The sequence below is a fragment of the Vibrio sp. 970 genome (assembly GCF_033339075.1).
Genome location: NZ_JAWOTW010000003.1, coordinates 363,451 through 390,292, shown reverse-complemented (window position 1 = coordinate 390,292; position 26,842 = coordinate 363,451). Strand labels below are relative to the sequence as shown.

The following is a 26,842-nucleotide window of genomic DNA, read 5'->3' as shown; positions in this document are numbered from 1 at the left end:
GATAGTCAGTCTCATCAATTTTAAGTTTCAACTATTTGTTTTTAAATAATTAATTGTTGAAGCACGAGAAATTCGTGTTGAGGTTAATATTCGATTTAAAGTGTGTAACTTCCATTAATGGAAGGTTAGTTTCCAGTTGTGGCTAATGAGCTTTAACTTTTTACTCCTCATAATGCGCCAAATGTAACATAGTGTTTCAAAGTGTAACAATAAACTCACACTAAGAGTGTGGTTTTGATCTCCACTCAATTCCGTTTTGTTTCGCTCTGAGCCCGACGTTACTCATGCTCAACACATAAACATTCTAATGACTATAACAACTGGTTCTTGGCTTGGTACCAATCGTATCGTAGTAAATAACGGTTCATTCTAGCTGGTTAAATGCTTGATGACGAAGTTGAAAAATTGTAAGTAGAATAACTACTTATCGAAGTTTCTTCTTGTTCTCATACATTACCTCTGCGCTATGTGTGAGCTCTTATTTACTTTGATTGGCATCTGCTTTGAAACCAGACAACCATCGAGAAAGTTAATGGAAGCCTCAAGATATAAACGCATCTTGTCGAGGGGAAGTTTGGCGTCCGTCATACTTATGCTCTCAGGATGTAATTCAGCTTTACTTGACCCCAAAGGTGCCATTGGTGTGCAAGAAAAAGAGTTAATTATTACTGCTCTTTTGCTGATGTTGATCGTTGTAATCCCTGTGATTTTAATGACGATTTACTTCGCTTACCGATACCGCGCCTCTAACACTGAAGAAGAGTACGCACCCGAGTGGTCACACTCGACCAAAATCGAAGTGGTGGTATGGACAATTCCAATCATCATCATTGCGATTCTTGCGACGATCACATGGCGTTCGACTCATGAACTAGAGCCCTCTAAACCATTGGAAAGTGATGTTAAACCAATGACCATCGAAGTGGTGTCACTCGATTGGAAATGGTTGTTCATCTATCCAGAAGAAAACATTGCGACGGTGAACTATGTGGCGTTCCCGAAAGATGTGCCAGTGCAGTTCAAACTGACTTCGGACAACATCATGAACGCGTTTTTCATCCCTCGCTTAGGTACACAGATCTACGCGATGCCAGGCATGGTTACCAAGCTTAACCTGATAGCGAACCACGAAGGTGACTACAAGGGCTTTGCATCGAATTACAGCGGCGAAGGCTTTTCGCAAATGAAGTTCACAGCTTCAGCAATGTCTGATCGTGCTGCGTTCCTAAATTGGGTGCAGAAAGTGAAGGCGAGCCCTGATCGTATTGAAGATTGGGAGCAATACAGCTCACTGGCAGCGCCAAGTATCGCAGAGCCAGTCACTTTGTTCTCTAGCGTTCCTCCGTTCTTGTTCACCGACGTTGTGACTCAGCATCCTGGTTCAATGAACTGTTTGCCTGAAAACCAAGGATAATCGTAATGTTTGGAAGATTAACTCTTGATTCAGTTCCATTCCACGAACCTATTATCGTCATCACCCTAGCGGTTGTGGCGCTGGTTGGTTTAGCCGTAGTTTACGCGGTGACCAAAGCCGGAAAGTGGCAATATTTGTGGAATGAATGGTTTACTTCAGTAGACCATAAAAAACTTGGCTTCATGTACATCGCAGTAGCGATGGTGATGCTTGTTCGTGGTTTTGCTGACGCAGTCATGATGCGTAGTCAGCAACTCCTTTCTTCTGCGGGTGAAGCAGGTTACTTACCACCGCATCACTACGATCAAATTTTTACTGCCCATGGCGTGATCATGATCTTCTTCGTAGCGATGCCATTGGTCATTGGTCTGATGAACATCATCGTGCCATTGCAGATTGGTGCGCGTGACGTAGCTTTCCCGTATCTGAATAACTTGAGCTTCTGGCTGTTTGTTGTAGGTGTCATCCTAACAAACATGTCTCTCGGCTTAGGTGAATTTGGTCGTACCGGCTGGTTGGCGTATCCGCCGCTTTCAGGTATTGAGGCTAGCCCAGGAGTCGGGGTCGACTATTGGATTTGGGCGCTGCAGATATCAGGTGTTGGTACGACGTTAACAGGCGTGAACTTCTTCGCGACCATTTTGCGTATGCGTACACCGTCTATGCCAATGATGAAGATGCCAGTTTTCACTTGGGCGTCTCTGTGTGCAAACATTTTGATCATCATTTCATTCCCAATCCTAACGGTGACTATCGCTCTGCTTACGCTGGATAGATACCTAGGCATGCACTTCTTTACCAATGATCTTGGCGGCAACGTAATGATGTACGTCAACCTGATTTGGGCTTGGGGTCACCCAGAAGTGTACATCTTGATCTTGCCAATTTTTGGTGTGTTCTCAGAAGTCACCGCAACCTTCTCACGTAAAAAGTTGTTCGGTTACACATCGCTAGTTTGGGCTACCGTAGTTATCACGATTCTTGCCTTTGTCGTTTGGCTACACCACTTCTTTACGATGGGGTCTGGCGCGAACGTAAATGCCTTCTTCGGTATTGCCACGATGATCATTTCTATCCCAACAGGGGTGAAGATCTTCAACTGGCTATTCACGATGTACAAAGGCCGCATCCGCTTTACGACGCCAATGATGTGGACGGTGGGTTTCCTGATCACCTTTACTGTTGGTGGTATGACGGGCGTACTAATGGCTGTTCCGGGCGCAGATTTCGTTCTGCATAACTCAGTATTCCTTATCGCTCACTTCCACAACGTTATCATCGGTGGTGTGGTGTTTGGATGTTTCGCTGCGATCACTTACTGGTTCCCGAAAGCGACCGGTTTCACCATGAATGAAACTTGGGGCAAACGCGCGTTCTATCTTTGGATTATTGGTTTCTTAATGGCGTTCTTACCGCTTTACGCGCTGGGCTTCATGGGGATGACTCGTCGTTTAAGCCAAGACATCAACCCAGAATACTTCCCACTGTTGTCGATTGCCGCAGCAGGTACGGTTGTGATTGCGCTGGGCGTATTGTCTCAGTTCATCCAAATTTACGTGAGTATCCGTGACCGCGAGCAAAACCGTGATCTAACTGGTGACCCGTGGGGTGGTCGTACTCTTGAGTGGGCAACATCGTCTCCACCGCCGTTCTACAACTTTGCGCACCTACCAAAAGGTGATGTGCTGGATGCCTTCTGGTACCAGAAACAAAGTGGCGAGTTCGATCCAACTAAAGAAGTGGAATACGAACGTATTCATATGCCAAAAAACACGGCAACAGGCATCTACGTGTCGGCTTGGTCGCTCCTATTTGGCTTCGGAATGATTTGGTACATCTGGTGGCTAGCGGCGGCAAGTTTGGTCGGTATTATCGTGACGTGTATTCAGCATAGCTATAACGATGATGTGGATTACTACGTGGAAGTTGAAGAGATCAAAGCAATTGAGACCGAACGTCGAGCTCAGCTTGAAGAAGCGAAGAAAAACTCAGTGAAAGACAGCGAAAGTAAAGATGATCTGGAGGTGACGTATGCAAACTAATATCGCAGCACATCACGACCATGATCACCACCATGACACGAATGGCAACAAGCTATTTGGCTTCTGGGTTTACCTGATGAGTGACTGTGTACTGTTTGCGACCTTGTTCGCGACTTACGCTGTGCTGTCGAGCAATTCAATTGCGGGCCCAACAGGTAAAGACATTTTCGAACTCCCATTCGTTTTTGTCGAAACCATGCTGCTGCTGTTTAGCAGTATCACATTTGGTTTTGGCATTATCGCGATGAAGCGCAACAACGTTGCTGGTCTCAAACGTTGGATGTTAGTCACGTTCGCGCTTGGTCTTGGCTTTATCTGTATGGAGGTCTATGAGTTCCATCACCTGATTGAAGAAGGCTATGGCCCACAAACCAGTGCATTCCTGTCGGCATTCTTTACGTTGGTTGGTACGCACGGCCTGCACGTAACCTTTGGTCTGATTTGGTTAGCGGTAGCATACCATCAACTGTCGACGAAAGGTCTGAACGACAATATGGCAATGCGCTTTAACTGCTTAAGCCTATTCTGGCACTTTCTAGATATCGTTTGGATTTGTGTCTTTACCATCGTTTACTTACTGGGGGTAATGTAATGGATCAACATGTAGAAACCAGTGCGTCAGATTACGTGAAAGGCTTTATTGCCTCACTGATTCTGACGGTAATTCCGTTCTACTTTGTTTGGACGAAATCATTACCAGATACAACGACCTATGCGATTCTATTTGGATGTGCATTAGTGCAGATATTTGTTCACTTTAAATACTTCTTGCACATGGAAACAAAAACATCCGACGGACGTTGGAACCTTGTATCACTGATGTTTACCGCCATTGTTGTACTTATCCTTATCGCTGGCTCGGTATGGATCATCTACAACATGAACGTCAACATGAAGTTGTAGGTCAAGGTATGCTGAAAAGTTATTTGTCTATCACTAAACCGGGCATTATTTTCGGCAACCTGATTTCTGTTGCGGCGGGGTTCTTCCTCGCCGCAAAAACAGAACCAGCCAGTCTAATGTTGTTCGTTACGACGTTAGTTGGTGTTGGGTTAGTCATCGCTTCAGGTTGTGTGGTGAATAATATTTTCGATCGTGATATCGACCAAAAGATGGCACGTACACGAAATCGTGAAACAGTGAAAGGCAACATCAATATCGATATTGCGTTTGTTTATGCACTTGCTTTATTGCTGGTAGGAACCGCACTGTTATTTATCCGAGTGAATCCACTATCCGCTGCCGTCGTGTTGCTTGGCTACGTGTATTACGTGTTCTTTTACACGATGTGGTACAAACGTAACTCGGTGTATGGAACCTTAGTGGGAAGTATCTCAGGCGCAGTTCCGCCATTGGTGGGTTACTTGGCGGTAACAAACTTCATTAGCTTGGAAGCGATTTTACTCTTTACCATGTTCTGTCTCTGGCAAATGCCGCACTCGTATGCCATTGCCATGTTCCGCATGCAAGACTACCGAGAAGCCGGGATTCCCGTATTGCCAGTTAAAGAGGGCATTCATAAAGCGCATCGACACATGAAAGCGTATGTCGTGGCTTTTGGAGCAGCATCATTGGGGTTATTTTTACTAGGTGAAGCCGGGTATGAATACTTAGCAGTTGCAGCGGTTGTTTGCTTTATGTGGACGAAAGTGACCTTTCGCAGCATTGATGACAACAACTACATCGCTTGGTCAAAGTCGGTGTTTAAAGTCTCACTGCTAGTGGTGATGGGGATCAGTGGTGTGCTTGGCGTCGAGTTGATTCCTCTAGCTCTGTAATAACCAAACCTAAGCGTTTGCTACGCGCTAATATCTTTTGCTGCTGAATGCATGAATGACCTTACCTAGAAGTAAGGTCATTTCACTTTCTATTGTCCTTTATTTTCACTGTTTTTCCTGTTCCTCCTCTAGCTTCACTATCACGTATTCATATCTAAAAGCAAAAACAACCAGTGTGTAAAACATAGTGAAGCACGTTTCCGCTGACGCGTAATAATGCCAAGAAATAGCGACTTTTAAGCTAAAAAGTATAAACAGCGCAATAACTCTACTTACCATATGAGAATTCAATATCGATAGTTTGTAATGTAAACATTTGGGGGGAGTGCTAGTTCCCATAGCAGCATACAAACTAACAATGTGAATGTTTGAGTTGAATCACCAGCTAGCGAAATACAAAAGTTTTACGACTGAAAGTGGGTGAGGAAGCATCTTAGCTCCAGTGAAATGAACACGATTAAGAATCATCCTTTTACATAATCTAAAAACTCACCAAACCTTAACCCAGATTAAAGTTTTGTCGTCTCCGAGGCATTAAGGTGCGCCTGTAGTTTGCAGGTCTCAAGGATTCAGAGAAGGAACAGCCATACATCGTGTATCGCTGTTCCTTTTTCGTTCTTGTTTACTTGCGAAAAGATAAAATATAAAGACAACTTTAAGAGGACTGGTTTTGAGCATTTTGTTTTCCGAAGCCCGCATTGGCAACATGATCCTAAAGAACCGTTTTGTGCGAAGCGCAACGTGGGAGAACATGGCGACCGAAGATGGTCACATGACGGTAAAGCTTTACGATATTTACGAAACGCTTGCGAAAGGGGAAGTTGGGCTTATTGTCACGGGTTATGCCAATATCGTTGAAGAAGAGAAACCCAACGCAGGTATGATGGGGATCTACAACGACTCTTTTATTGAAGAATACAAAAAGCTAACAGAGCTAGTACATCAACAAGATTCTAAAATCGTGATGCAAATTGCTTACGGTGGCACCAAAACCACCCATAACGTCGGTGAGCGTGTCATCTTCGCTCCGAGTGACGTGCCTGAGCGTGGTACAAATACGCAAGGCAAAGCGATGACAAAGGACGAAATAGACTACATCGTAAAGGCATTCGCATTGGCGAGTAAACGTGCTCAAGACGCTGGTTTTGACGGCGTAGAGATTCATGCGGCGCACACTTATTTAATTAACCAGTTTTTAAGCCCGTACTATAATCGTCGCGAAGACGAATATGGTGGTGACTTAGAAAATCGCATGCGCTTTCTTTTAGAAATTTATTCTGAAACCAGAAAGCTGGTTGGAAGCGAATTTCCCATCCTCGTTAAACTGACGGCAACAGAGTTCTTTGACGGCGGTTTAACGTTCAATGAAACTCGCGTCGTCTGCAAGAAACTTGAAGAAATAGGCGTTGATGCGATCATCGTATCTGGCAATGTTCACGGCAAAGCAAACGAACTTGTTGGTCAAACGTTCGATGGTTACACACTACAAGAAGAAGGTTACTTTCACGAATATGGTCACGTGATCAGCCAGGACGTTAGCATACCGGTGATTACTGTCGGCGGGCTGAGCGACATTGATGCGATTGAGAAAATTGCAGAAAACACAGATATCCAATTTTTTGCTGTGTCACGCCCTTTATTGGCTGAGCCACAGTTGATCAAACGTTGGAAAGAAGGCAATCGCGCACCAGTAGATTGTGAACGTTGCTCAAAGTGTCGTACCAAGCGTGGTAACTTTTGCGTGGTGTATAAGAACCGAAATCGTCGCAAAAAATAGAACGAAGCGAATACACAAATACAAATTAGCCTCCACTCTGAATATGGAGGCTTTTAATTATCCGCATGTTAATCGAACCATTATTTATCTTCTTTTTGATAGTTTAAATAATGCACACAAAGATCGTGAAATGCTTTAGCTTGAGGCGAGATCGTGCGATCGGTTAACGTAAATATACCAATTTGCCTTTCAAGTGGTGGATCGATAAGCGGAATCCAAACCAAGCGTGTTTCATTGGTTGGGAAAGCAAGCTTAGGTAGGGTCGTGACACCAATCCCAAGTTCTAAGACAGAAAACAGCGAAGTAATATTTTCGACCGAATAGAGCGCTTGCTGACTCAGAGCTCTTGCTGGGGTTGGATCGAGAAGTGTACAAGTGCCGTTACGGATAAAGGGTTGTTCCAACAAAGTTTGCCACTCGATTCCTTCTGGATGACTCGCAATAGGGTTGTCCTTTAAACACACCACGCCTATTGGATCGGCTAACAGCGGCGTAAAGTCAATGCCGCCCTCATCGAGGTGAGAGGGGTTACCGAGCGCTAAGTCGACCTCACCGGAGAGTAGGCGAGCCTCGACGCCAGCGGCATTATCGTCTATCAAGCTTACTTCTACATTTGGATACTGTTCGCAAAAGGCGCCCAACACGCTAGGAATGAGCTTCGCTGCAACAGAAGGAACGCTCGCAATTCGCACTCTCCCTTGCTGTCCGGCAGCGGCTGCTTTGAGATCGTTGTCTAGTGCACTGTAGATATTGAGAAACTGAACCACTTTGGGAAGACAAATTTCACCAAACGGGGTCAATTTGGTTTTGTTTCCGGGTTCAAACAGCGTTTGCCCTAGAATTCTTTCAAGCTCTTTTATCGATGTTGACAGTGCCGCCTGAGAACGATTTGCACGATGTGAAGCGGCTCGAAAGCCTCCTTCCTCGACTACCATCACAAAATGCATTAATTGTTGAAGCTTAATACTCATCCCTAATGCCTCTTAATCCCTTTATTTACGTTATTTTAAATAGAGCGATAAGTTTAACTTATCAAATGTCAAAAATTTACCGTTAGATTTATCGCCTGTCAATGTGCATCATTTAACCATATTGAAACAAAGTTGTTACAAAGGTTGAAAGGCACGTGAATACTCCTACTAAAAAACACCCAGTTAAAACCAGTCTATTTGCTTCTAAAGCGCCGCTTGAATGGGCGATAGTCAACAACGGAACCCTGTATACGGCTCAAATTCCTATTGATGACACAGGCGCGGTTGTGGAAGGCGGTATCGAAGCACAAACACGTCAAACCTTTAACAATCTCATTCACACCCTGGAGTGTGCAGGGGAGTCTTTGGACTCGGTGTTGCAGGTCCTGATTTATGTGACCGACAGAGAATACTTAAAGACCGTTAACCAAGTGTACGCGGAATATTTTGAAGCGCCGTACCCAAATCGCGCCGCCATGGTGGTTGCAGGGTTAGCGCGAGAAGAGATGTTGGTGGAGTTTGTTGTCTACGCGTCGGCAAGCCAACCAGAATAAATCCAATAAGAACAATTAGAGATCACTGAGTGGGTGGCTTGCCATCACAAATCGGAAGAACAAGGAAAGAACCATGACTTTTATTAACAATGTTCAAGCAGAAAAATCCCTCTATATAGCAGGTGAATGGCAATCGGGCATGGACACCATCGCCAATATTAACCCTTCTGATATCAGCGAAAACATTGGCGATTTCGCACAAGCGAGTGTGTCGCAAGTAGAGCAAGCGATTCAAGCGGCTAAATCAGCGCAGCCAGAGTGGGAAAAAACACCAATCGAGCGCAAGCAAGCAGTGCTACAAGCGATTGGTGATGAGCTCATTGCACGATGTGACGAATTGGGCACCTTGCTTTCGCGTGAAGAAGGCAAGCCATTTGCTGAAGGTCGAGGTGAGATATACCGTTCTGGCCAATTCTTCCAATACTTTGCTGCTGAGGTTCTGCGTCAAATTGGCGATAACGCTGCTTCCGTCCGTCCAGGTGTCTCCGTTGAAGTTACTCGCGAAGCCGTCGGCGTTATCGCCATTATCTCTCCTTGGAACTTCCCAACAGCAACAGCGGCTTGGAAAATCGCGCCAGCACTTGCGTTTGGCAACAGCGTCGTCTGGAAGCCTGCCAACCTCACCCCAGCAAGTGCCGTTGCGCTGACAGAGATTATCCATCGCCAAGGTTTACCTGCTGGCACGTTTAACCTCGTTTTGGGTAGCGGTTCGCAAGTCGGTAATACCCTTATCAATTCGAAGGATGTGAACGGCGTTAGCTTCACTGGTTCTGTGGACACTGGCCGCAAAGTTGCAGCGGCAACAGCACCAAATTTTGTGCGTTGTCAGCTAGAGATGGGTAGCAAAAATGCGCTCGTAGTGGCAGATGATGCAGACATTCAAATTGCTGTCGAAGCGACAATCGCAGGCTCATTCTCGGGTGCAGGTCAAAAATGTACCGCGTCTTCTCGTCTTGTGGTTATGGACGGAATTCACGACGCGTATGTTGAAGCGCTAATCAAACGCATGAGCGAACTTAAAGTGGGTCACGCTCTAGAAGAGGGCGTATTCATGGGTCCTGTTGTTGATGGTAACCAGCTGAATGCGAACTTTGAGTGGATCGAAAACGCTCGCCAAGCGGGCGCAGAGCTGGCTTTTGGTGGCGAGCGTCTGAGCCTAGAGCATGACGGGTACTACATGTCACCAACCCTGTTCTTGAACACACAAAACAGCTGGGAAGTGAACCAAGAAGAAGTCTTTGCGCCAATGGCGAGCGTGATTCGCGTTTCTGATCTGGATGAGGCAATTGCAGTCGCGAACGATACGCGCTTTGGCCTGACAGGCGGCATTATCACGCAAAGCTTGCGCAATAGCGCGATCTTCAAACAGCAAGTCCAAACGGGCTGCGTCATGGTTAACTTGCCAACTGCGGGTACAGATTATCACGTTCCATTTGGTGGCCGTAAAGAATCTAGCTTTGGTCCTCGTGAGCAAGGTCAGTACGCCAAAGAGTTCTACACCGTAGTGAAAACCGCTTATCAGCGTCCTTACTAAGATCGGCAGGGTAACTGATGGTGTCAGTTGCCCGCACGAAAAGGCTAAGAAATTGTTTAAGGAGTGGTTATGTACCAACAACGGATTGTGATTGACGGATTGCAGTACTGCAATTGGGATCGAGAGTATTTCCAAACGCTTAAGGCGAGTGGCATTACTGCCGTTCATGCCACCATCGTCTACCACGAAACTGCGCGCGAAACCTTAACGCGTTTTGCTGAGTGGAACTTGCGCTTCGAGCAAAATGCGGACCTCATCATGCCTATTTATTCAATGGCAGATGTAGAAAAAGCCAAAGCAGAAGGCAAAGTCGGCATCTTCTTCGGCGCGCAAAATTGCTCACCAATCGATGATGAAATTGGTCTGATTGAAGTGATGCGCCGCCAAGGTCTGCTGATCATGCAACTGACCTACAACAACCAAAGCTTACTGGCGACAGGTTGTTACGAACAAAACGATTCCGGCGTAACTCGCTTTGGTAAGCAAGCTATTGAAGAGATGAACCGAGTCGGGATGATCATTGATATGTCCCACAGTGCGGAGCGTTCTACGTTGGAAGCCATCGATCTTTCTTCGCGTCCAATTTGTATCAGCCATGCTAACCCGACGTTTGCGCATGACGCACTGCGCAACAAATCCAACACCGTGATCAAAGCACTGACGGAGCGCGGTGGTTTGATTGGATTCAGTTTATATCCATTCCATTTGCCAAATGGCAGCCAGTGCACGCTGGATGATTTCTGCCAGATGGTAGCGAAAACCGCAGACATGTTTGGCGTCGACCATTTAGGCATCGGTAGTGATCTGTGCTTAAACCAACCGCAACAAGTATTGGAATGGATGCGCAACGGGCGTTGGTCAAAAGCGATGGATTACGGCGAAGGTTCAGCAAGTAACTCGGGATGGCCAGATGCGCTGCCATGGTTCTGCGGCAGCGCAGGGATGGAGAACATCTACAACGGATTAATGGGTCACGGATTCAGTGAATCTGAGGCTGGAAAAATATTGGGTGAAAACTGGTTCAACTTCCTTAAAGAAGGATTAGAGCCTATTTCATAGCATTCCCCAAAGTAGGAACCGCCTGCCCACATAATAACAATACGGCAGGCGTAAAACTCACATTTGTAGCCAGTCTTTGGCTGCTGCAAAGAACCTCTGGAGCCAGAGTATGTCTGATTTAACCAATAGCATGAAAGCTTCCACGATGAGCGTGTCATCGGGCAAGTCAAAAGCAAAACACAACACATCAACAACAGAAAACACGACGGACAAATTAGGACTGAATAACCCGGCCTTTTGGTATAGCGGTGGTTTCATCGCGTTGTTCGTTGCTATTGCACTTTATGACGGCGAGCTGTTATCTACGATCGTTAACGCTGGCTTTGGCTGGGCAGTTCAGGTATTTGGTCCATACTGGCAGTTACTGCTGCTTCTCACTTTTCTTATTGGTCTTGGCTTGGCTGCAGGGCGAACAGGCAAGGTGATGTTGGGCGGGATTGCAAAACCAGAAATGGATTCTTTCCGCTGGATGGCGATTATTTTCTGTACCTTATTGGCTGGTGGTGGTGTTTTCTGGGCCGCGGCTGAGCCTATCGCGCATTACGTTAGCCCACCCCCGTTGTACGGCGCGCAAGATAACCCGCAGCAAGGTGCGGTGAATGCGTTGTCGCAATCCTTTATGCACTGGGGCTTTCTGGCTTGGGCGATTGTAGGTAGCTTAACTTCCATCGTGGTGATGCACCTGCATTACGACAAAGGCTTACCGCTAAAACCCCGTATTTTGCTTTATCCAGTCTTGGGCGAACGAGCGCTTAAAGGCCAGCTCGGTGCATTGATTGACGCATGCTGCATTATCGCGGTAGCCGCGGGCACCATTGGTCCAATTGGGTTTCTGGGCTTGCAGGTTAGCTACGCGTTAAATGCATTGTTTGATATTCCTGATGGCTTTACGACTCAGCTTATCATCATCTTGTTTGCGATTGCGCTTTACACCTTGTCAGCACTCAGTGGATTAAGCCGAGGCATGCAACTGCTTAGTCGTTACAACGTGATTCTGGCCATGGCATTGATGGTTTACATCCTGTTTTTTGGTCCTACGAATTTTATCTTTAACGGATACATTCAAGGGGTCGGAAGCATGTTGGATAACTTTATCCCAATGGCGACCTATCGCGGTGACGAAGGTTGGCTAAGTTGGTGGACAGTATTTTTCTGGGGCTGGTTCCTTGGTTATGGTCCGATGATGGCAATCTTTATTGCGCGTATTTCCCGTGGTCGCACTATTCGCCAAGTTATTTCCACCATCAGCATTGTGGCTCCGCTCACCACCTGTTTTTGGTTCACGATTGTAGGCGGCTCTGGCCTAGCGTTTGAAATTACTGAACCGGGTAGTGTGAGTGCGGCGTTTGAAGGCTTTAACTTGCCAGGTGCTTTGCTTGCGGTGACTCAGCAACTACCAATGCCAATGCTGACTTCAATTCTATTTCTGATTTTAACCACGATCTTCATCGTCACGACGGGCGATTCAATGACCTACACCATCAGTGTTGTGATCAGTGGTGAAACGGAGCCGAATGCGATCATCCGTACCTTCTGGGGCGTAATGATGGGTGTGACAGCTCTGATCCTGATTTCGCTTGGCTCTGGCGGCATCTCTGCACTGCAATCTTTCATTGTGATTACCGCGGTTCCGGTTTCGTTGATTCTGTTACCGTCACTTTGGAATGCACCGCAAATCGCAATCAAAATGGCGAAAGAGCAAGGGCTATAACAATTATCTAATTCAAACAACGTGGAGCTTGTGCGGGTGTTTCCTCCTGCATCCGCACAAACCCTAGTATTCTTACAATAACAAATAGGTGGTGAGCAAAATGGATGCACATCGTTCTACTTATACGGAAGCAACTATGCGCGATGCAGCGATTGTCATGGCAGCCGAAAGGCTTGGCGCAATGCGCCAAAACCGAATCAGCTTTGTTCGCAGTCTGATTCGTAATATGGCAAGCCAAAACTGGCAAGTAACCAAGCATGAGTGGCAGCTTTGTCCTCGTGGTTATGGTCATGTGATTTACAAATTGACCACGCCAGAGCACGTTTATCATTTGGTGGTATTCTGTGATGAAATTGCCGACGACGAGCGTAATGATCGCGTCATTGCTGAAAAGTGGGACGTCACATTTGCACTGGTTCAAGGCGATGTTGATGTTACTTTGTTGGAAAGATTGCGAGAAAATGTACCGCTGCAAGAAGCGGGACGTAATCCAAACAACGTACTTGTTCTTGCTCGCGCAAACAAAAGTGTGCGCGTGTTTGAGCACATTGTTAGCGCGCTTTCTCAAGGCGAGCAGCCTGAGCCGAAAGAGTTAGCGGAAGTGGGTTATATCCTGCGTACCACAGCTGTTTATGGTAACGGAAAGTTTGGTATCGCCGACTTCAAACTGTTAGAGAATAACTCAGATTTCAGCCAGTCTTTTAGTGCGCAAATGTGTGCCGTATATATGTTGCGTGAATTCAGCCTAGATTGGGTGCACTATCTGGCACTTCAACAAGGTGGCGACAACGCGGTGGCTTTGCATCGTGGCTTGCAGCGCTACCTTGGTGTCGGCAATGCTACTGGCTTAGGCATGGCTCCATACTTGATTAATCACCCGTGTATTGTTGACCAATGGATGGCCTCTCGCGAGCGTGCGGTAGCGCGAGTCTTTGCGATGCCGGGTGAAGCTTCATTCCATGCTCCTTTGCAAGGATTACTACAAAAAGCACAGCGTCATTTAGAGCAAGTCATCACCATTAATGAACATCAAGACAGGCTCAATCATCAAGCGATATCAGACATCAAACAGCTGCTATCAGAGCTAACAACGTTAATGGCATCACATCCGAATTGGGCGAGTTTGGTCGAGCATAAGAAAACAATGAGTGTGGAAGCCCAAGAAATCCTCACCTCTTGCTTGATCGAACTCTACCCATCTTTAGTGGATGAATTTGCTAGCCAAATGAATACGGATGAAACGTTATCTATTCCGGGCGGGAAAAAGATCCAAGATTTACTGGAAGTGTTGCAAAGCAAGTACCGCTGGGCGATTGATGCGGATTACTCACTAGCCGAGAACAACTACTGGTTCTGGTATCGCTCACAAGATAAAGAAGAGCCAAGGCTTGGTGTTCGCGGGGAAGAGGCTGGAGAAGAAAAAGAACTGCCGCTTGATATCGGCAGACAAGTGAATCGCTTGTACCAGGCCTTGCTTGACTGTGATGTAGAAATGTCCGTAGCAGAGTTTCTATTGCAAAAACCGGCTTATCGTTCGATCACACGTCGCGTATGGACGCTAGGCAACCGTGCGATGGGGGATATTCAAATGAACGTGCTGCGTAAAGATGCGTTACCAATGCACTTACTGCGCTGTAAATTGGCGATCTTTGGTGCGACTAAGTTTGATCCGCGCTCGGATCGTTGGGTTCGAGTAACTTTCTTCCAAGGTGCGCCGTTGTTAGATGAAATTCACGATCCTAAACTGGCAGACACATGGATTTTCCCTAGCATGCCGCCGCGTGACGAAATTGCGCAAAGTGACAATCAAAAAATCAACGGAGGATTTGCATTATGATCGTCTCTCACAACGAATTGGTGGCCGCGGTTAATAAGGCATTTCTTGGCATGCGCCGTCACTGTGGTGAGGCGGATGTCATCGCGAACATGGTGGCGGACTTGCAAATGGTTGGCTTACATGGAGTTCGCCATTTTAATAACGCCAGTCTGTTTCTTGGGTTAGATTCAGACTGCGCCGTATCGGTGACCAACAGCACACCGTCAAGCATAGAGGTAGAACTGCACAACGGGAGTGTAGCGTGTCATTTACCCGCTGTGTTGGATTTCGCGCTCGAGAAAATGATCAACCGTAAGTCGATTACCATTACGTTGAAACAGTGTCATAATCGTTGGCTGGGTTTCAGTGAGTTGTTGAAGCTCTCTGCGAAAGGCATCGCGTGTCGCGCACAATGGGTCAATGGCTCTAGTCCCAAGCGAACGCTTTATGTGTTAAACCGCGGACGAATCGCACCAGAAGTCTTTTTCTCGGATCAGTTTGATGGGCATGATACGGATTTGCATAGTATGGTTATCGAGCTCTCCGTGAACGATTTCGATATCGAGAAAAGTGCACAAGGATATACCACCCACATTGAAGGCGATGAGTTAAGCCGTACGCAACAAGCTTCTTGGCAAAATGGTATCTTTGTCGAAGACCAAGAATGGGAAACACTGAAACAAACCGCAACCGCGTTGCTGGTGGAGAACAGTGAGCGTTCTATGCTCGGTGCTGGTGGTGTGGTTTAAGCTATGAAAGGCGATGATTCCAAGTAGAAGTGATGAAGGCTGCTGTTTAGCGGCCTTTTTTGTGCGTGATGTTCAGTCACTTCTGAAGTTCAAAGACTATGATTACCGTTATCCGCAAGATGGAGCAACACAGGTAAGAAAAATGGATCTGCAAGAGAATAAAAGAAATGCCATTGCGTTTTACGAAACCGCCTATCGAGGTAATCCAAGAAAAGCGGTTGAAGACTATGTTGGCGATGAGTACATCCAGCACAATCCATTAGTTGGAAATGGCCCCGAGGCTTTTATCGAGTATTTTGAGCGGATGCAAAATGAGTATCCCGATAAAGATATTACGTTTGTGCGAGCCATTGCTGAAGGGAATTTGGTGGCACTGCACACTCACCAAACATGGCCTAATGATATTGAATACGTGACGATGGATTTCTTTCGTTTTGATCATAATGGGAAGATTGTTGAACATTGGGACGCTCTGCAAGAGATTCCTAAAGAAACATTGAATGGTCACACCATGTATTAACGAGTCGTTGACGAGTCTCCCATGCCGTTTATTCAAACGGTATGGGAGGTTAAATGATTTGTGGCACTTTAAGTATTAATCATCAAAGCGCTTTTTCGATTCTCACCGCGACGTCTTCAGATACCCAGCCTTTCCACAAGTCAGGGTAGGTATTAAAGAAGTAAAACATCGCTTCTTCACCGTCCGCGTAGTTATCTTCCATCCAGGCCAGCATTTCACTCATTTGCTCGTTGGTAAATCCGCGTTTCTGCAAGTACGCGAATGCTTGGGGTTCTTTGCTCGCAAACGCCTCAGTTGTTACTGTGCGAACTGGAGAAGGTGGGTACATTGTTACTTTTGGTGAAGCGCAATCAGGCTGAGTGGTACAGTTGCGATACTCTTCTAAATCTGTTCCGCTACCAAAATCCACTTTGACCATATCATACTTGCCCAATACGGGGGTCGGTGACCAGTAGTAACCAAACCAAGGCATTTTGCGATCATAGGCTTTGGCGATGGTGCCAGCTAATGCTGCGCCAGATCCTGGGTCAACCATCTCAAAGCCGTGCTCACTTAACCCTAATGCATTAAACAAGTGACCGGAGGTGATTTGGCATGTCCAACCAGCAGGGCAGCTATAAAAGGCGAACTTGTCATCATCCTCTGGGTGTTCAAATAGTTTGGCGTGCTTGATGACGCCTTCTATCGTCGCGAGCTCTGGATACTGTTTTACCAGATAGGCGGGAACCCAAAACCCTTCTTCACCGCCATTGACAAGCGATTCACTAGCGATACGCAAGCGTTTATCCGCAATCCCTTTATCAAGTGCTTCTTTAATGCCGTTTGTCCATAACTCTGGCGCAACGTCAGGTTGCCCCTTTTCAATCATAGAGGTGCTCGTAGGAACGCTATCACCAGGGATCAATTCCGCATCGCACTGGTAGCCTTCATTTAAGACAAATTGGTCGATGTGCGCCATTAAGCTGGCCGAATTCCAATTCATGTCTGCGATAGTTATTTTTCCGCATTCGTCCGCATTTGCATGAGTAGATAATGCTGATAGCAGCAGAACAGAGAGCATTGAAGGTGTCGTCTTCATGTGACTGAATTTCCTTGTCGTTGTCATTTACTTCAGTATATACATCGGTTTATAAAGATTCAGTGAACAAGTTTTTTTCAGTGACGTTGAGCATAAAAACGGCGATTTATGAAGCGTTTGGTGAGAGGGGTTGAAAGGGAGTTAATGTAGCAAGAACACTCCTTCGTAGCCGCCAATCTCAATATGAGAAACATAGTCGCCGATGTTACCGTCTTGATCTACAGGTCGCATAGGCTCTGGAAGCGCGATTGTCATCTTCGGTGAGGTGAAATAATCGATATTCTTGCCAAAGAAATCAGTTCGATACAGAACTCTGCCTTTGGTGAATTCTCGGGCTAACACCATCTCTGTAGGGCCATGCATCACTACCGTATCGTCTGAGTGATACGCAAAGTACGTATGGGTTGGTAACAAATCGATAGAGCCATTGGGCAAGTCAGGATGAGCCACTTTGCTCATAGAAGCATCTCCAATGACTGTGTAATCGGCAGGATAGGGCGTGCTGGTGGACATCATTACCGGAGTCGCCTGATATCCCTCTGGTGTTTGATTGGCAGGCTCTCCCAAATCAACGGCAAGCAAGGTGCTATGTTGATAAGCAATATTCTTTGGTACGCCTGCTTTCCAGAAGTTGTCACCTGTTGTGTTATTACTTCCATATAAGTAGCCATTGTTCCACTGATTAAAGTAACTGCGCTCAGGGTGATAGTTTAAGTAGAACACCGCTAGTGCAGAGTATTGGTCCTGTTTCCAGTTATCCTCAGTGTTGCCAAAGTATTGAACTCGACCATAACGCGTGGTCGCTTGATAAATCACTTTCTGACCCGCTTTGGCGAGTGCAGAGTTATCCCAAAATTTAGCCAAGCCAGCATAGCCACTAAAGCCGGTAGCAGGGAAAAGGTAGTGCTCGCGCAAGTACAAGGAGCCAGCGTTAACCAAGTGGTTTTGCCCATTACGACCGAATAAGTTTGCCGTACCTATGTTGAGGCCAATTAACGCATCTTCATCCAGCGTTGCCAGTTTATTCAAGAACGCCGAGAATTGCGCTTTGTAAGCATCGTCAGCAGCTTGGCTACCCGCCACCAAACCAAGTTCATCCACTGTGCCTCCGGAATATATGTAGAACTGATTTGCACCGAGTAACTTATTCGTATCGTCGTTGTACGCACCATTTAAACCTTGTTTCGCCCATTCAGCTTGGTAATAGTGGCGCATTGTATTGGTAAAAACGGGATTACCGAGATTGGTCAATGCCCAAGAAGAGGTTTGATTCCACATACGACCAAATGGAATAACCCGTGACTCCCAACGAAATCGGGCCGTTGCATTCTTATTCGAACGGTTTTTGTATTCATTCCAAGAAAGATAATTGTCTTGGTTTCGATCTGCAGATTTGTCGAAGCCACGAATTTTACGCCAGCGTTGAATGGTTTGGCCTTCCGGTGTCTCCGTTGGTGCTCCTGAGATATTGACGGCAGGGAAGCTATTTTTGAGTTGAATGTTTTCGAGACGTGGGCGGTTTTCTATGTTGCCGTCATGCCAAGTAATTTTCGCAAAGTAAAGGCGGCCGCCGTCGCGTAAAAAGGTGGAGCCAAAGTACTGACCGCCACCATAAGTTTTTCCGCTACCATCATGCGTTGTAGCGCGAACCCAATCCGAAGGAACAGACCAGTTTACTGTTTGGTTTTTAGTCATGTTCTCAGTTTTGTCTTTTTTAATCGCGAAGCGTTTCCATTCTGTTACCCGACCAAACGAGTCGATAGCAGAAGGGTATTCAATCGTGAAGCTGCCGCCTTGAGCAAACTGAGAGAACGTAAAGGCTAAGCGGTCGAACTTCTCTGAGTGATAGACATAGAGGGCTCCACCATTATTCGCCTGGCCAAATACATCAGCATCCCATGGCGGTGGTTGATATAGCCAAAAGCCGGCGTGGTCAGCGCTGGCGGTATAGCCAACGATCATCGGTTTTCGATTGAGTAAGGTATTTTCACCATGGCTTGAGTCGACTTCAGCTAGGATAGTGTCTTCAGAAAAGTGGAGAAAGAAATCTTCGTAGTCAATTCCATTCAGTTCTGCTTGGTTACGTATATCGTTTTCCAGCCAACCTGAGTTAAGTTCCAGCTTTTGGTTGTACATGTAACCAAGCGCTTTTACACGCTCGTTATCACTCTTATCTTTGTAAGCTCCAAACACGATATCAGCATGATCCAGTTCCCATTCACGTGTAGCCACAGCAGAGATAGGCTTATCTTGAAGATCAATACCCTGTTCATGCAATCCAGGTAACACGATTGCTGTTCTACTCCAAACGCTGGGTATAGAAAGTAAGCTCAGAGAAGCAAGTGCAATGAGAGAAAAACAATGCGACTTCAACATGGGGTTATCTCACTCATACTTAGATGACTCGAATTAAAGGCCAGAATACAAAGAGAAATTATAGTCCATTCACAAAGTCCTAATCAGGAACCCGCCGATAGAAGGCTTTACCGGAAATCGAGGGGAGCCCGGCAAAAATGAGAAGGTCTGCGTCGGGTGTAGTACGCTCAAAGACTCAAAATTCCGTCTACACAAGCACAAAAGTAACCAGAATTTTAACCTTGTTTCGATTGCCATCATATTGTTGGATTTTCATCAACAATTTCAGTTAAAACCAACTGATTAAACCAGTCATATTCTCTGTTGTATTGATTGCTTATCATACAAAAATTTAACAAAATTAATTTTTATACATTTTTATTGCATAAAAAATCCTTTTGAGTAATATAAATGCCAAGTGACAATTAATGCGGTATGTCAGCATGACTATTCAGGTAAGCGGAATCAATAAATCCTACGGTGAGACACAAGTGCTTCACGATGTCAGCTTTAAGTGTGAAAGCGGCGAAACACTGGTGTTACTTGGTCCAAGTGGTGCAGGGAAGAGCTCTCTACTACGTGTTCTTAACCTTCTTGAAGGTGCGGATAACGGCAAGCTAAACATCGCAAATGATGTTTTTGATTTCTCTACTGAAATCAAAGAGAAACAAGGTTTAGCACTTCGTCGTAAAGTAGGCATGGTGTTCCAGCAGTACAACCTATGGCCACACATGACAGTGATGGAGAACCTGATTGAGGCTCCGGTAAAAGTCGCTGGCATGGATAAAGAAGAAGCGAAGAAGCAGGCAATGCAAATTCTTGCGACGCTGCATTTGGCAGACAAAGCGGATGCATGGCCGATGCAACTTTCTGGTGGTCAGCAACAACGTGTGGCGATTGCTCGTGCATTGATGATGAAACCGGAAGTCTTGCTTTTTGATGAACCGACCGCTGCGCTTGATCCGGAAATTACTAACCAAGTCGTTAAGATTATTAAAAATTTAAGCGAAACCGGAATTACACAAGTAGTTGTGACGCACGAAGTGGATTTCGCCAAGAAAATCGCTAGTCACGTACTGTATTTAGAAAAAGGACACATCGTTGAGCACGGCACAAATGATTCGTTTTCTAACCCGCAAACCGCCCAGTTTGCTGACTACTTAAATCACTAAATCACTAAATCACGTTTTTAAAGTTCAGTCTATTTAACAGATAAGCTCGGCTGTCATTGCGAGTGTCAGCCCACTAAGTACACACGGAGTATTGCAATGAAAAAGATTCTACTAGCTTCACTAATCGGCCTTTCTTCTGCAACTATGGCAGCAAACGCAGCAGCACAAGAAGAGATCAAATTCGCGATGGAAGCGACGTACGCACCATTCGAATACATGGATGAAAACAACCAAATCCAAGGTTTTGACGTGGATCTAGCGAACGCACTATGTAAAGAAATGGAAGCCAAATGTACCTTCCATAACCAATCTTTTGACAGCCTGATCCCTGCATTAAAATTCAAACGTTACGATGCGGCTATCTCTGCAATGGACATTACCGAGGCGCGTTTGGAGCAAGTGAATTTCACGAATGCATACTATGAGAACTCAGCTGCGTTTGTTTCTATCAAAGAAAAAGTTGCTGATCAAAAAGCACTAGAAGGTAAGCGCGTTGGTGTTCAAAACGGTTCTACACACCAAAGTTACCTGATTGAGCAAATGCCGGGCGTAACAGCGGTTCCTTACTCTAGCTACCAAGACGCATTCATCGATATGAAGAACGGTCGTATTGATTCTGTATTCGGCGATACAGCTGTTGTAGCTGAATGGTTCAAGAAAGAAGACAATCTAGCATACGTGGGCGAGCACGTAACCAACCCTAAATACTTCGGTAACGGTTTCGGTATCGCAGTAAACAAAGGTAACGACGAGCTAGTGAACAAGCTGAACACGGCACTGAAAACAGTGAAAGCGAACGGCGAATACGACGTAATCTACAACAAGTACTTCGGTAAGTAATATGGCACTAACGGGTTACTCTTTATCGCTTGTTCAAGCTAGTTGGATGACTGTCCAGCTAGCCTTCACAAGCCTTTTAGTCGGTTTGATTCTGGCAGTGGTATTCGCCAGTGGTGAAATGTCTCGCCGCGTTTTCGTTAAATGGCCAATGACGGCGTTTGTGACGATTGTGCGTGGCTTGCCAGAAATCCTTGTCGTGTTGTTCATTTATTTTGGTTCGACTCAGGTTCTGTTTTTAATCACCGGCGACTTTATTGAAGTTAGCCCGTTCTTGTCTGGCGTGGTGGCGTTGTCATTGATCTTCGCTTCTTATGCTTCTCAAACTCTACGTGGCGCGTTAAAAGCCGTTGGAAGAGGGCAGAGAGAAGCAGCAAGTGCACTCGGCATCAGTCAAGCACATGCTTTTGTTCGCATTGTTTTGCCACAAGCAGTAAGACACGCACTACCAGGTTTAACTAACCAATGGTTGGTTTTGCTGAAAGATACCGCGCTTGTATCACTGATCGGAGTAACGGATTTGTTGAAACAAGCACAGCTAACATCTGCAGCGACACATGAAGCGTTTACATGGTACGCAACTGCTGCGGCGATTTACTTAGGCATTACTTTGATTACACAACGTGCCGTAAAACTGATTGATAAGAAGTTCTCAATTCAAGGCATGAGCATGGGACAGGAGGCAACCGCATGAACGAACAACACGTTTGGCAAATGCTGGATGGCTTAGGCACTAGCCTTCAATTGACCGCCGCTTCTTTGGTAGTGGGCTGTCTCTTAGCTTTGATGATGACGCTGACTCTGATCCTACGTACTCCGGGTTTGCATTGGGTAAGTCGTGGCATCATTACCTTGTTCACTGGTACGCCTTTGTTGGTACAGATCTTTTTGGTGTACTACGGTCCAGGTCAGTTTGACGCAGTAAGAGAAAGCGTATTCTGGACATGGTTAAGCCAACCTTGGTTCTGTGCGATGCTAGCACTAGCACTCAATACCGCTGCTTACAGCACTCAGTTGTTCAAAGGAGCGTTTAACGCGATTCCTTCCGGTCAATGGCAAGCGTGTCGTGCATTAGGCATGAACAAAACAGCAACACTGAAAGTGCTTCTGCCATACGCTATTCGTCGTGCTGTTCCGGCTTACTCGAACGAAGTGATTTTGGTCTTCAAAGGCACGTCACTAGCAAGTACGATTACGATCATGGATCTGATGGGCTACGCGCAACGCATTAACGCACAAACCTACGACACGTTGACGGTATTTGGTATTGCAGGCGCATTTTATTTAACGGTAAATGGTGTGCTGACTCTCATTTTCCGTCAGGTAGAGAAGAAAGCATTGGCGTTCGAAGCCGTATAAACCTTCAATCAACACTCATCACTTAGTTTCACAGTGCCTCTGCAAATGACTCTCTTGCAGGGGCATTTTTTATATTCGTTATGGCAAATCCCTCAAGTTCCACCAAACTTAATTCAACGTAATTGCATTGGTGGCACCATGGAAAGAAGACACTTTTTAGCGCTGTGGACATTGTTGTTCGCACCCTCTTTAAAAGCGAAAACACCAATGCGGCCGACGCCAGCACAAACAGAAGGGCCATTTTATCCAGTAGTGGATATTCCTCTTCGTCAAAACTTGATTCTGCAATCAGAAGGCTTGGTCGGTGAACCTATCGTGTTGCAAGGCAAAGTCGTAGATACATCTGGAAACCCAGTTTCAGGCATCAAAGTAGAAATCTGGCAATGCGATGGGCAGGGGATTTACGATCATCCTAAGCAGCCAAATAATGATAAGTTTGATGCCCACTTTGCAGGCTTTGGCGCGTCAGAAACCCAATCGGATGGTCGTTACTTGTTTCAGACTTTGTACCCCGTGCCTTATGCCTCTCGTCCGCCGCACATTCATGTTAAGTTGTGGCGGGATAACCAAGAGCTTCTGACCACTCAGTTGTACTTAAAAGGCAATACTGGTGATGAGTGGTGGGGTGGCAAAGCCCGTGATTATCTACAGTTTGAAACCATACGAATCGACGGGCGATTAACGGGCGAATTTAACTTTGTGATTGGTTAGCGAATCCAGTTAAGCCATTAACTCAACCAATTGCGCCAAGCATTCTTTATCCAGTATTGGATGAGGCTCGACGCCCGTGACCAAAACGATATCAACGGAAGGCAGCGATGGCATATCGTCTAAGAGCTTAAGATCCTCGCTAACGCTAATACTGCCCATCGCACCGATAGCCATGCCTGAACGTACAATCGCTCGTTGTGCAGAGGCCGTATTGCAACATGCCAGTAGTTGATAAGGAGTGCCACGTTTGGTTAATCCGTCTACCGCTGCTGCGTGGTATTTGCAGTCGGTTTGGAATAGGGCGAGAGGGAGAGGTTGGGCGTTCTCGATGTCAAAATCAGGGTGAGCAATCCACACACCTTTGTCGCTTGCTAGCCAGTAACCTTCCTCACTGTCCGGTGCTCTTGTCACAATAGCGGCGTCTAGCTTTCCTTCATCAAGTTTTTCTCTCAAGGTGATGCTTGGCTCACTGAAGACTTGAATCGAACATGTTGGCTCAGATTGCTGTAATACGCGGATGACTTTAGGCAGGATATTATCGTTGTAATCCTCGGGGCAACCCAAGCGAAGAGGGCGCTTATTTTCATAGCGTTTCACTTGTTTCAGTGCTTGATTGTGCAAGCTGACCAATTGCTCGGCGTGAGAGCGCAGTGCCAGCCCAGCTTCACTCAATACTAGGTTGCGACCTTCTTTTTTAAACAAGCTGACGCTGAGTTCGTCTTCCAGCTTACGCATTTGTGCACTGAACGCTGATTGGGTGCGATTGATCTGCTTGGCTGCTCGAGTGAAACTGCCCGTTTCTACAAAAGCAAGAAAGCTGCGTAACGCATCGATATCCATATCTAAAACTCATCCATCGTTTTTGTTGAAGTGTTCCATCAAAACTATCCGTTAGTCCCCTTAAATACAATCAGATATTGTGAATGGGTACTCAAAACACGAACCGCATGGAGGCGTCATGAAACTGTTTATTGCTAACCAAAACTACTCAAGCTGGTCACTTCGCGCATGGCTGATCTTTTCTCAATTCAAATTGGATGTGGAAGTCACTAAGCTGACGTTATTCACGGAGGATTTTTACAAGACCTTGGAAGGTATTACACCAACCGCGAAAGTACCGACCTTGGTGGATGGCGATGCAACCGTGTGGGATTCATTAGCGATTTTGGAATACGTAAACGAGCAATACCTGCAAGGTAAAGCATGGCCAAGCAACTCCGCAGAACGGGCTAAAGCACGCGCCATCGCTTCAGAAATGCACTCGGGTTTCTTTGATTTAAGAAACGAACTCCCAATGAATATCCGCGCGCGCAGAAAAGTCGATTTAACTGAAGGTGCACGTAAAGATATTGCACGTATTGACGCTATTTGGGCAGAGCAAGCAGAACTGCATCCCAACGGCTGGTTATTTGGAGAATGGTCGATTGCAGATGCCATGTATGCACCTGTGGCATTGCGTTTCCAAACTTACGGCATCGAGCTATCGGAAGGTGCTAAAGCTTACCAACAGAAGGTGCTAGCAAGTGAATCTTTACAGCAATGGTTGGAAGAGGCGAACCAAGAAACGGATATCGTAGAAGAAGATGAAGCAGGGGTAGAAGTATAAGCGCATCTTGCGATCGCCTGTAGCAAGGGAAAGCATGACAAAGCACGCTTTCCTCTTCTAGGATGGTTGTCGTTTCCGGCGCGTTTAAGCTAGGTGTTCAACAATCGCTCTGCCTACGCCGTGTGCGCTCGTTGGGTTTTGACCTGTGATGACACGATCATCCACAATTACAAACTCTTGCCATGGTTGCACTTTAGAGTAGCGCGCTGCGCCACGAGCAAGAGACTCTTCCAATAGGAATGGGATGTCGTTGATGGTGCCGAAGTCGATCTCTTCTTCGCGAGTGAAACCTGTTACTGATTTAGACGCAAGCAGCTTTTCGCCATTGCTAAGCGTGATAGGGAGAAGAGCGCCTGGACCATGACAAACTGCTGCCACAATACCGCCATCTTCATAGTGTTTTGCAGAAATCTTCGCAAAATCTTCGTTGCTCGCTAGGTCTGAAAGAAGACCAAAGCCACCCGGATAGAAGATCGCATCGTAGTTGTCACCGTTGATTTGTGATACTGGAATCGTGTTGTTGATGCGGTTCTGGAAATCATCATCCGCTAAGATTTTCTCGTTGACTGCGTCGCCTTCGATGTCGGTTCCGTACAGTGGTGCTTGCCCGCCTTTGATAGAGGCAATGTCGTAATCGAAGCCTGCACCTAGTAGCTCGCTAAGCGCATGAGTGAGCTCTGGCGCGTAAGTTCCGTTTGCTTGGTCAGTTTCACCAAGGGTCGCATGGTTCGTCACAATGATGAGTACTTTTTTCATGATGGTTTCCTTTTTGGCTTACGTGTATTTGTTGAACACCTTCATACTAATTGCTAAACAAATAAGTGATAATACGATTAATTGGCAAAACATTATTGCTATATAGCAAAGGTAAGTATGGACAGTTTTGAAGGCATCAATGAGTTTGTTACGGTTGCTGAGAGCTTAGGGTTTTCTGCAGCGGCAAAACAGTTAGGTTGCAGTACCAGTCATGTCAGTCGCCAAGTCACAAGATTAGAAGAGCGATTAGGTGTCGCTTTGTTAGCCCGTTCGACAAGAATGGTGAGTCTAACGGAAGCGGGGCAAGCGTATTATCAGCAGTGTAAAGAATTGGTGATTGGGCTTCAGCAAGCCAATGAACAGCTCACCACGCAGCAAACTCAGTTGAGTGGTACGTTACGCGTGAGTGCCGCTGGTGCGTTTTCTGAGAACCATGTAGCGCCTGCCTTGATGGCGTTTGCCAAGCAACATCCTAATCTCACGGTTGAAATTAACTTCAACACCAGCATGGTCAACTTTATTGAAGATGGTTTCGATTTTGCCATTCGTTACGGTAGGTTGAGTGATTCAGGTTTGGTTGCGAGAAAGCTGGTGGATCGTCCCATGGCAGCGGCAGCCAGTCAGCGTTATCTCGATGAACATGGTTTACCAACGCACCCAGAGCAACTCAAGCGTCATAGCTGCATTATTGCCAATAAGGACGTTTGGTTGTTTGAAAAAGACGGCAAGCCTTTAGATGGCGTAAAAGTGCAGGGCAGATGGAAGAGCAATAACGCACACACGGTCTTGCAAGCCTGTGCAGAAGGATTAGGTGTGGCGTACTTACCGAAGAGTAGTTTCAACGATGCTATTTCGTCTGGTCGTTTGGTGCCAATACTAGAGCCGTATTGGGGAAGCGGCAACAGCAGCTGGATTGTTTATCAGAATCGTCACTTTCTACCACTACGAGCGCGATTGGCTATCGACTTCTTGCTTGATCATTTTGTCGATTGGCAGGAGTAATGAGGCTCTGCCAATCGGTTTGTTTATCCATTTGTTAGATC

General features: G+C 46.1%; 25 protein-coding genes. 20 read left to right on the top strand and 5 right to left on the bottom strand.

The window, feature by feature from the left end; translation table 11 throughout:
- The first annotated feature begins 532 nt into the window (after positions 1–532).
- The 6 genes from cyoA to R7Q11_RS06615 all read left to right on the top strand — a co-directional run bounded on the left by cyoA (position 533) and on the right by R7Q11_RS06615 (position 7,011).
- Positions 533–1,414, top strand: a complete 882-nt coding sequence (gene cyoA / locus R7Q11_RS06640) for a ubiquinol oxidase subunit II (RefSeq protein WP_005388604.1) — start codon at positions 533–535, stop codon at positions 1,412–1,414.
- 5 nt (positions 1,415–1,419) lie between these two features.
- A complete protein-coding gene (gene cyoB / locus R7Q11_RS06635; RefSeq protein WP_225466310.1) occupies positions 1,420–3,456 on the top strand; it encodes a cytochrome o ubiquinol oxidase subunit I in 2,037 nt (678 codons plus the stop codon).
- Positions 3,446–4,048 (top strand): cytochrome o ubiquinol oxidase subunit III, encoded by a 603-nt coding sequence (gene cyoC, locus R7Q11_RS06630; RefSeq protein WP_005375782.1) that lies wholly within the window; start codon positions 3,446–3,448, stop codon positions 4,046–4,048. The genes cyoB and cyoC overlap by 11 nt, the downstream gene beginning before the upstream one ends.
- Positions 4,048–4,359 (top strand): cytochrome o ubiquinol oxidase subunit IV, encoded by a 312-nt coding sequence (gene cyoD, locus R7Q11_RS06625; RefSeq protein WP_012842490.1) that lies wholly within the window; start codon positions 4,048–4,050, stop codon positions 4,357–4,359. Before cyoC ends, cyoD begins: the two co-directional genes overlap by 1 nt.
- Positions 4,320–5,234 (top strand): heme o synthase, encoded by a 915-nt coding sequence (cyoE, locus tag R7Q11_RS06620; protein ID WP_225466309.1) that lies wholly within the window; start codon positions 4,320–4,322, stop codon positions 5,232–5,234. The genes cyoD and cyoE overlap by 40 nt, the downstream gene beginning before the upstream one ends.
- Positions 5,235–5,904: 670 nt before the next feature.
- Entirely contained in the window at positions 5,905–7,011 is a 1,107-nt protein-coding gene (locus R7Q11_RS06615) for an NADH:flavin oxidoreductase (protein ID WP_225466308.1), read from the top strand.
- An 80-nt stretch (positions 7,012–7,091) separates the two neighbouring features.
- Here the strand turns inward: R7Q11_RS06615 and R7Q11_RS06610 are convergent, their stop codons facing one another.
- Positions 7,092–7,982 (bottom strand): LysR family transcriptional regulator, encoded by an 891-nt coding sequence (locus tag R7Q11_RS06610; protein WP_104970091.1) that lies wholly within the window; start codon positions 7,980–7,982, stop codon positions 7,092–7,094.
- A 155-nt stretch (positions 7,983–8,137) separates the two neighbouring features.
- On the opposite strand from R7Q11_RS06610, the gene R7Q11_RS06605 reads away from it, so the two are divergent.
- The 7 genes from R7Q11_RS06605 (at position 8,138) to R7Q11_RS06575 (ending at position 15,925) form a co-directional block, all read left to right on the top strand.
- Positions 8,138–8,536, top strand: a complete 399-nt coding sequence (locus R7Q11_RS06605) for a RidA family protein (RefSeq protein ID WP_005375789.1) — start codon at positions 8,138–8,140, stop codon at positions 8,534–8,536.
- 73 nt (positions 8,537–8,609) lie between these two features.
- A complete protein-coding gene (locus R7Q11_RS06600; RefSeq protein WP_137282552.1) occupies positions 8,610–10,070 on the top strand; it encodes an aldehyde dehydrogenase family protein in 1,461 nt (486 codons plus the stop codon).
- Positions 10,071–10,139: 69 nt separating this feature from the next.
- Positions 10,140–11,129: a membrane dipeptidase gene (locus R7Q11_RS06595; RefSeq protein WP_005388594.1), complete on the top strand. Its 990-nt coding sequence runs from the start codon at positions 10,140–10,142 to the stop codon at positions 11,127–11,129.
- A gap of 109 nt (positions 11,130–11,238) precedes the next feature.
- Entirely contained in the window at positions 11,239–12,840 is a 1,602-nt protein-coding gene (locus R7Q11_RS06590; RefSeq protein WP_206969255.1) for a BCCT family transporter, read from the top strand.
- Between the two features lie 100 nt (positions 12,841–12,940).
- Positions 12,941–14,677 (top strand): hypothetical protein, encoded by a 1,737-nt coding sequence (locus R7Q11_RS06585; RefSeq protein WP_225466307.1) that lies wholly within the window; start codon positions 12,941–12,943, stop codon positions 14,675–14,677.
- The gene (locus R7Q11_RS06580) at positions 14,674–15,405 is read left to right on the top strand and encodes a DUF3726 domain-containing protein (protein ID WP_025767672.1); all 732 of its coding nucleotides are present in this window, start codon (positions 14,674–14,676) and stop codon (positions 15,403–15,405) included. Before R7Q11_RS06585 ends, R7Q11_RS06580 begins: the two co-directional genes overlap by 4 nt.
- A 142-nt stretch (positions 15,406–15,547) precedes the next feature.
- Entirely contained in the window at positions 15,548–15,925 is a 378-nt protein-coding gene (locus R7Q11_RS06575) for a nuclear transport factor 2 family protein (protein ID WP_031777276.1), read from the top strand.
- Between the two features lie 82 nt (positions 15,926–16,007).
- On the opposite strand, the gene R7Q11_RS06570 is transcribed toward R7Q11_RS06575, so the two are convergent.
- Positions 16,008–17,003 (bottom strand): ABC transporter substrate-binding protein, encoded by a 996-nt coding sequence (locus tag R7Q11_RS06570; RefSeq protein ID WP_225466306.1) that lies wholly within the window; start codon positions 17,001–17,003, stop codon positions 16,008–16,010.
- Positions 17,004–17,144: 141 nt separating this feature from the next.
- Positions 17,145–19,379 (bottom strand): hypothetical protein, encoded by a 2,235-nt coding sequence (locus tag R7Q11_RS06565; protein ID WP_225466305.1) that lies wholly within the window; start codon positions 19,377–19,379, stop codon positions 17,145–17,147.
- Between the two features lie 422 nt (positions 19,380–19,801).
- Between R7Q11_RS06565 and artP the strand changes: the two genes are divergently transcribed.
- The 5 genes from artP to R7Q11_RS06540 all read left to right on the top strand — a co-directional run bounded on the left by artP (position 19,802) and on the right by R7Q11_RS06540 (position 23,437).
- Positions 19,802–20,530 carry an arginine ABC transporter ATP-binding protein ArtP gene (gene artP, locus R7Q11_RS06560; RefSeq protein ID WP_086013014.1) on the top strand — a complete coding sequence of 243 codons (729 nt, stop codon included), beginning with the start codon at positions 19,802–19,804 and terminating at the stop codon, positions 20,528–20,530.
- 96 nt (positions 20,531–20,626) lie between these two features.
- Positions 20,627–21,370 carry an arginine ABC transporter substrate-binding protein gene (locus R7Q11_RS06555; RefSeq protein WP_005390934.1) on the top strand — a complete coding sequence of 248 codons (744 nt, stop codon included), beginning with the start codon at positions 20,627–20,629 and terminating at the stop codon, positions 21,368–21,370.
- A gap of 1 nt (position 21,371) precedes the next feature.
- Complete coding sequence (artQ, locus tag R7Q11_RS06550; RefSeq protein WP_005388570.1) at positions 21,372–22,061, top strand: arginine ABC transporter permease ArtQ; 690 nt, start codon at positions 21,372–21,374, stop codon at positions 22,059–22,061.
- Entirely contained in the window at positions 22,058–22,726 is a 669-nt protein-coding gene (gene artM, locus R7Q11_RS06545; RefSeq protein WP_225466304.1) for an arginine ABC transporter permease ArtM, read from the top strand. Before artQ ends, artM begins: the two co-directional genes overlap by 4 nt.
- 138 nt (positions 22,727–22,864) lie before the next feature.
- The gene (locus R7Q11_RS06540) at positions 22,865–23,437 is read left to right on the top strand and encodes a protocatechuate 3,4-dioxygenase (RefSeq protein ID WP_041053310.1); all 573 of its coding nucleotides are present in this window, start codon (positions 22,865–22,867) and stop codon (positions 23,435–23,437) included.
- A gap of 9 nt (positions 23,438–23,446) precedes the next feature.
- Here R7Q11_RS06540 and R7Q11_RS06535 read toward each other — a convergent pair whose 3' ends face one another.
- Positions 23,447–24,277: a LysR family transcriptional regulator gene (locus R7Q11_RS06535; RefSeq protein WP_225466303.1), complete on the bottom strand. Its 831-nt coding sequence runs from the start codon at positions 24,275–24,277 to the stop codon at positions 23,447–23,449.
- 118 nt (positions 24,278–24,395) lie between these two features.
- Between R7Q11_RS06535 and R7Q11_RS06530 the strand changes: the two genes are divergently transcribed.
- Positions 24,396–25,043 (top strand): glutathione S-transferase family protein, encoded by a 648-nt coding sequence (locus R7Q11_RS06530; RefSeq protein ID WP_225466302.1) that lies wholly within the window; start codon positions 24,396–24,398, stop codon positions 25,041–25,043.
- Between the two features lie 84 nt (positions 25,044–25,127).
- Here R7Q11_RS06530 and R7Q11_RS06525 read toward each other — a convergent pair whose 3' ends face one another.
- Complete coding sequence (locus tag R7Q11_RS06525; protein ID WP_054576772.1) at positions 25,128–25,799, bottom strand: type 1 glutamine amidotransferase domain-containing protein; 672 nt, start codon at positions 25,797–25,799, stop codon at positions 25,128–25,130.
- 117 nt (positions 25,800–25,916) lie between these two features.
- Here R7Q11_RS06525 and R7Q11_RS06520 point away from each other — a divergent pair, with 117 nt between their 5' ends.
- Positions 25,917–26,801, top strand: coding sequence for a LysR family transcriptional regulator (locus R7Q11_RS06520; RefSeq protein ID WP_042521059.1), 885 nt, complete (start codon positions 25,917–25,919; stop codon positions 26,799–26,801).
- Positions 26,802–26,842 lie beyond the last annotated feature (41 nt).

Coding starts and splice junctions, on each gene's coding strand:
- cyoA (WP_005388604.1), top strand. CDS start 533: ATGGAAGCCTCAAGATATAAACGCATCTTGTCGAGGGGAAGTTTGGCG.
- cyoB (WP_225466310.1), top strand. CDS start 1,420: ATGTTTGGAAGATTAACTCTTGATTCAGTTCCATTCCACGAACCTATT.
- cyoC (WP_005375782.1), top strand. CDS start 3,446: ATGCAAACTAATATCGCAGCACATCACGACCATGATCACCACCATGAC.
- cyoD (WP_012842490.1), top strand. CDS start 4,048: ATGGATCAACATGTAGAAACCAGTGCGTCAGATTACGTGAAAGGCTTT.
- cyoE (WP_225466309.1), top strand. CDS start 4,320: ATGGATCATCTACAACATGAACGTCAACATGAAGTTGTAGGTCAAGGT.
- R7Q11_RS06610 (WP_104970091.1), bottom strand. CDS start 7,982: ATGAGTATTAAGCTTCAACAATTAATGCATTTTGTGATGGTAGTCGAG.
- R7Q11_RS06600 (WP_137282552.1), top strand. CDS start 8,610: ATGACTTTTATTAACAATGTTCAAGCAGAAAAATCCCTCTATATAGCA.
- R7Q11_RS06595 (WP_005388594.1), top strand. CDS start 10,140: ATGTACCAACAACGGATTGTGATTGACGGATTGCAGTACTGCAATTGG.
- R7Q11_RS06590 (WP_206969255.1), top strand. CDS start 11,239: ATGTCTGATTTAACCAATAGCATGAAAGCTTCCACGATGAGCGTGTCA.
- R7Q11_RS06585 (WP_225466307.1), top strand. CDS start 12,941: ATGGATGCACATCGTTCTACTTATACGGAAGCAACTATGCGCGATGCA.
- R7Q11_RS06580 (WP_025767672.1), top strand. CDS start 14,674: ATGATCGTCTCTCACAACGAATTGGTGGCCGCGGTTAATAAGGCATTT.
- R7Q11_RS06575 (WP_031777276.1), top strand. CDS start 15,548: ATGGATCTGCAAGAGAATAAAAGAAATGCCATTGCGTTTTACGAAACC.
- R7Q11_RS06570 (WP_225466306.1), bottom strand. CDS start 17,003: ATGAAGACGACACCTTCAATGCTCTCTGTTCTGCTGCTATCAGCATTA.
- R7Q11_RS06565 (WP_225466305.1), bottom strand. CDS start 19,379: ATGTTGAAGTCGCATTGTTTTTCTCTCATTGCACTTGCTTCTCTGAGC.
- artP (WP_086013014.1), top strand. CDS start 19,802: ATGACTATTCAGGTAAGCGGAATCAATAAATCCTACGGTGAGACACAA.
- R7Q11_RS06555 (WP_005390934.1), top strand. CDS start 20,627: ATGAAAAAGATTCTACTAGCTTCACTAATCGGCCTTTCTTCTGCAACT.
- artQ (WP_005388570.1), top strand. CDS start 21,372: ATGGCACTAACGGGTTACTCTTTATCGCTTGTTCAAGCTAGTTGGATG.
- artM (WP_225466304.1), top strand. CDS start 22,058: ATGAACGAACAACACGTTTGGCAAATGCTGGATGGCTTAGGCACTAGC.
- R7Q11_RS06540 (WP_041053310.1), top strand. CDS start 22,865: ATGGAAAGAAGACACTTTTTAGCGCTGTGGACATTGTTGTTCGCACCC.
- R7Q11_RS06535 (WP_225466303.1), bottom strand. CDS start 24,277: ATGGATATCGATGCGTTACGCAGCTTTCTTGCTTTTGTAGAAACGGGC.
- R7Q11_RS06530 (WP_225466302.1), top strand. CDS start 24,396: ATGAAACTGTTTATTGCTAACCAAAACTACTCAAGCTGGTCACTTCGC.
- R7Q11_RS06525 (WP_054576772.1), bottom strand. CDS start 25,799: ATGAAAAAAGTACTCATCATTGTGACGAACCATGCGACCCTTGGTGAA.
- R7Q11_RS06520 (WP_042521059.1), top strand. CDS start 25,917: ATGGACAGTTTTGAAGGCATCAATGAGTTTGTTACGGTTGCTGAGAGC.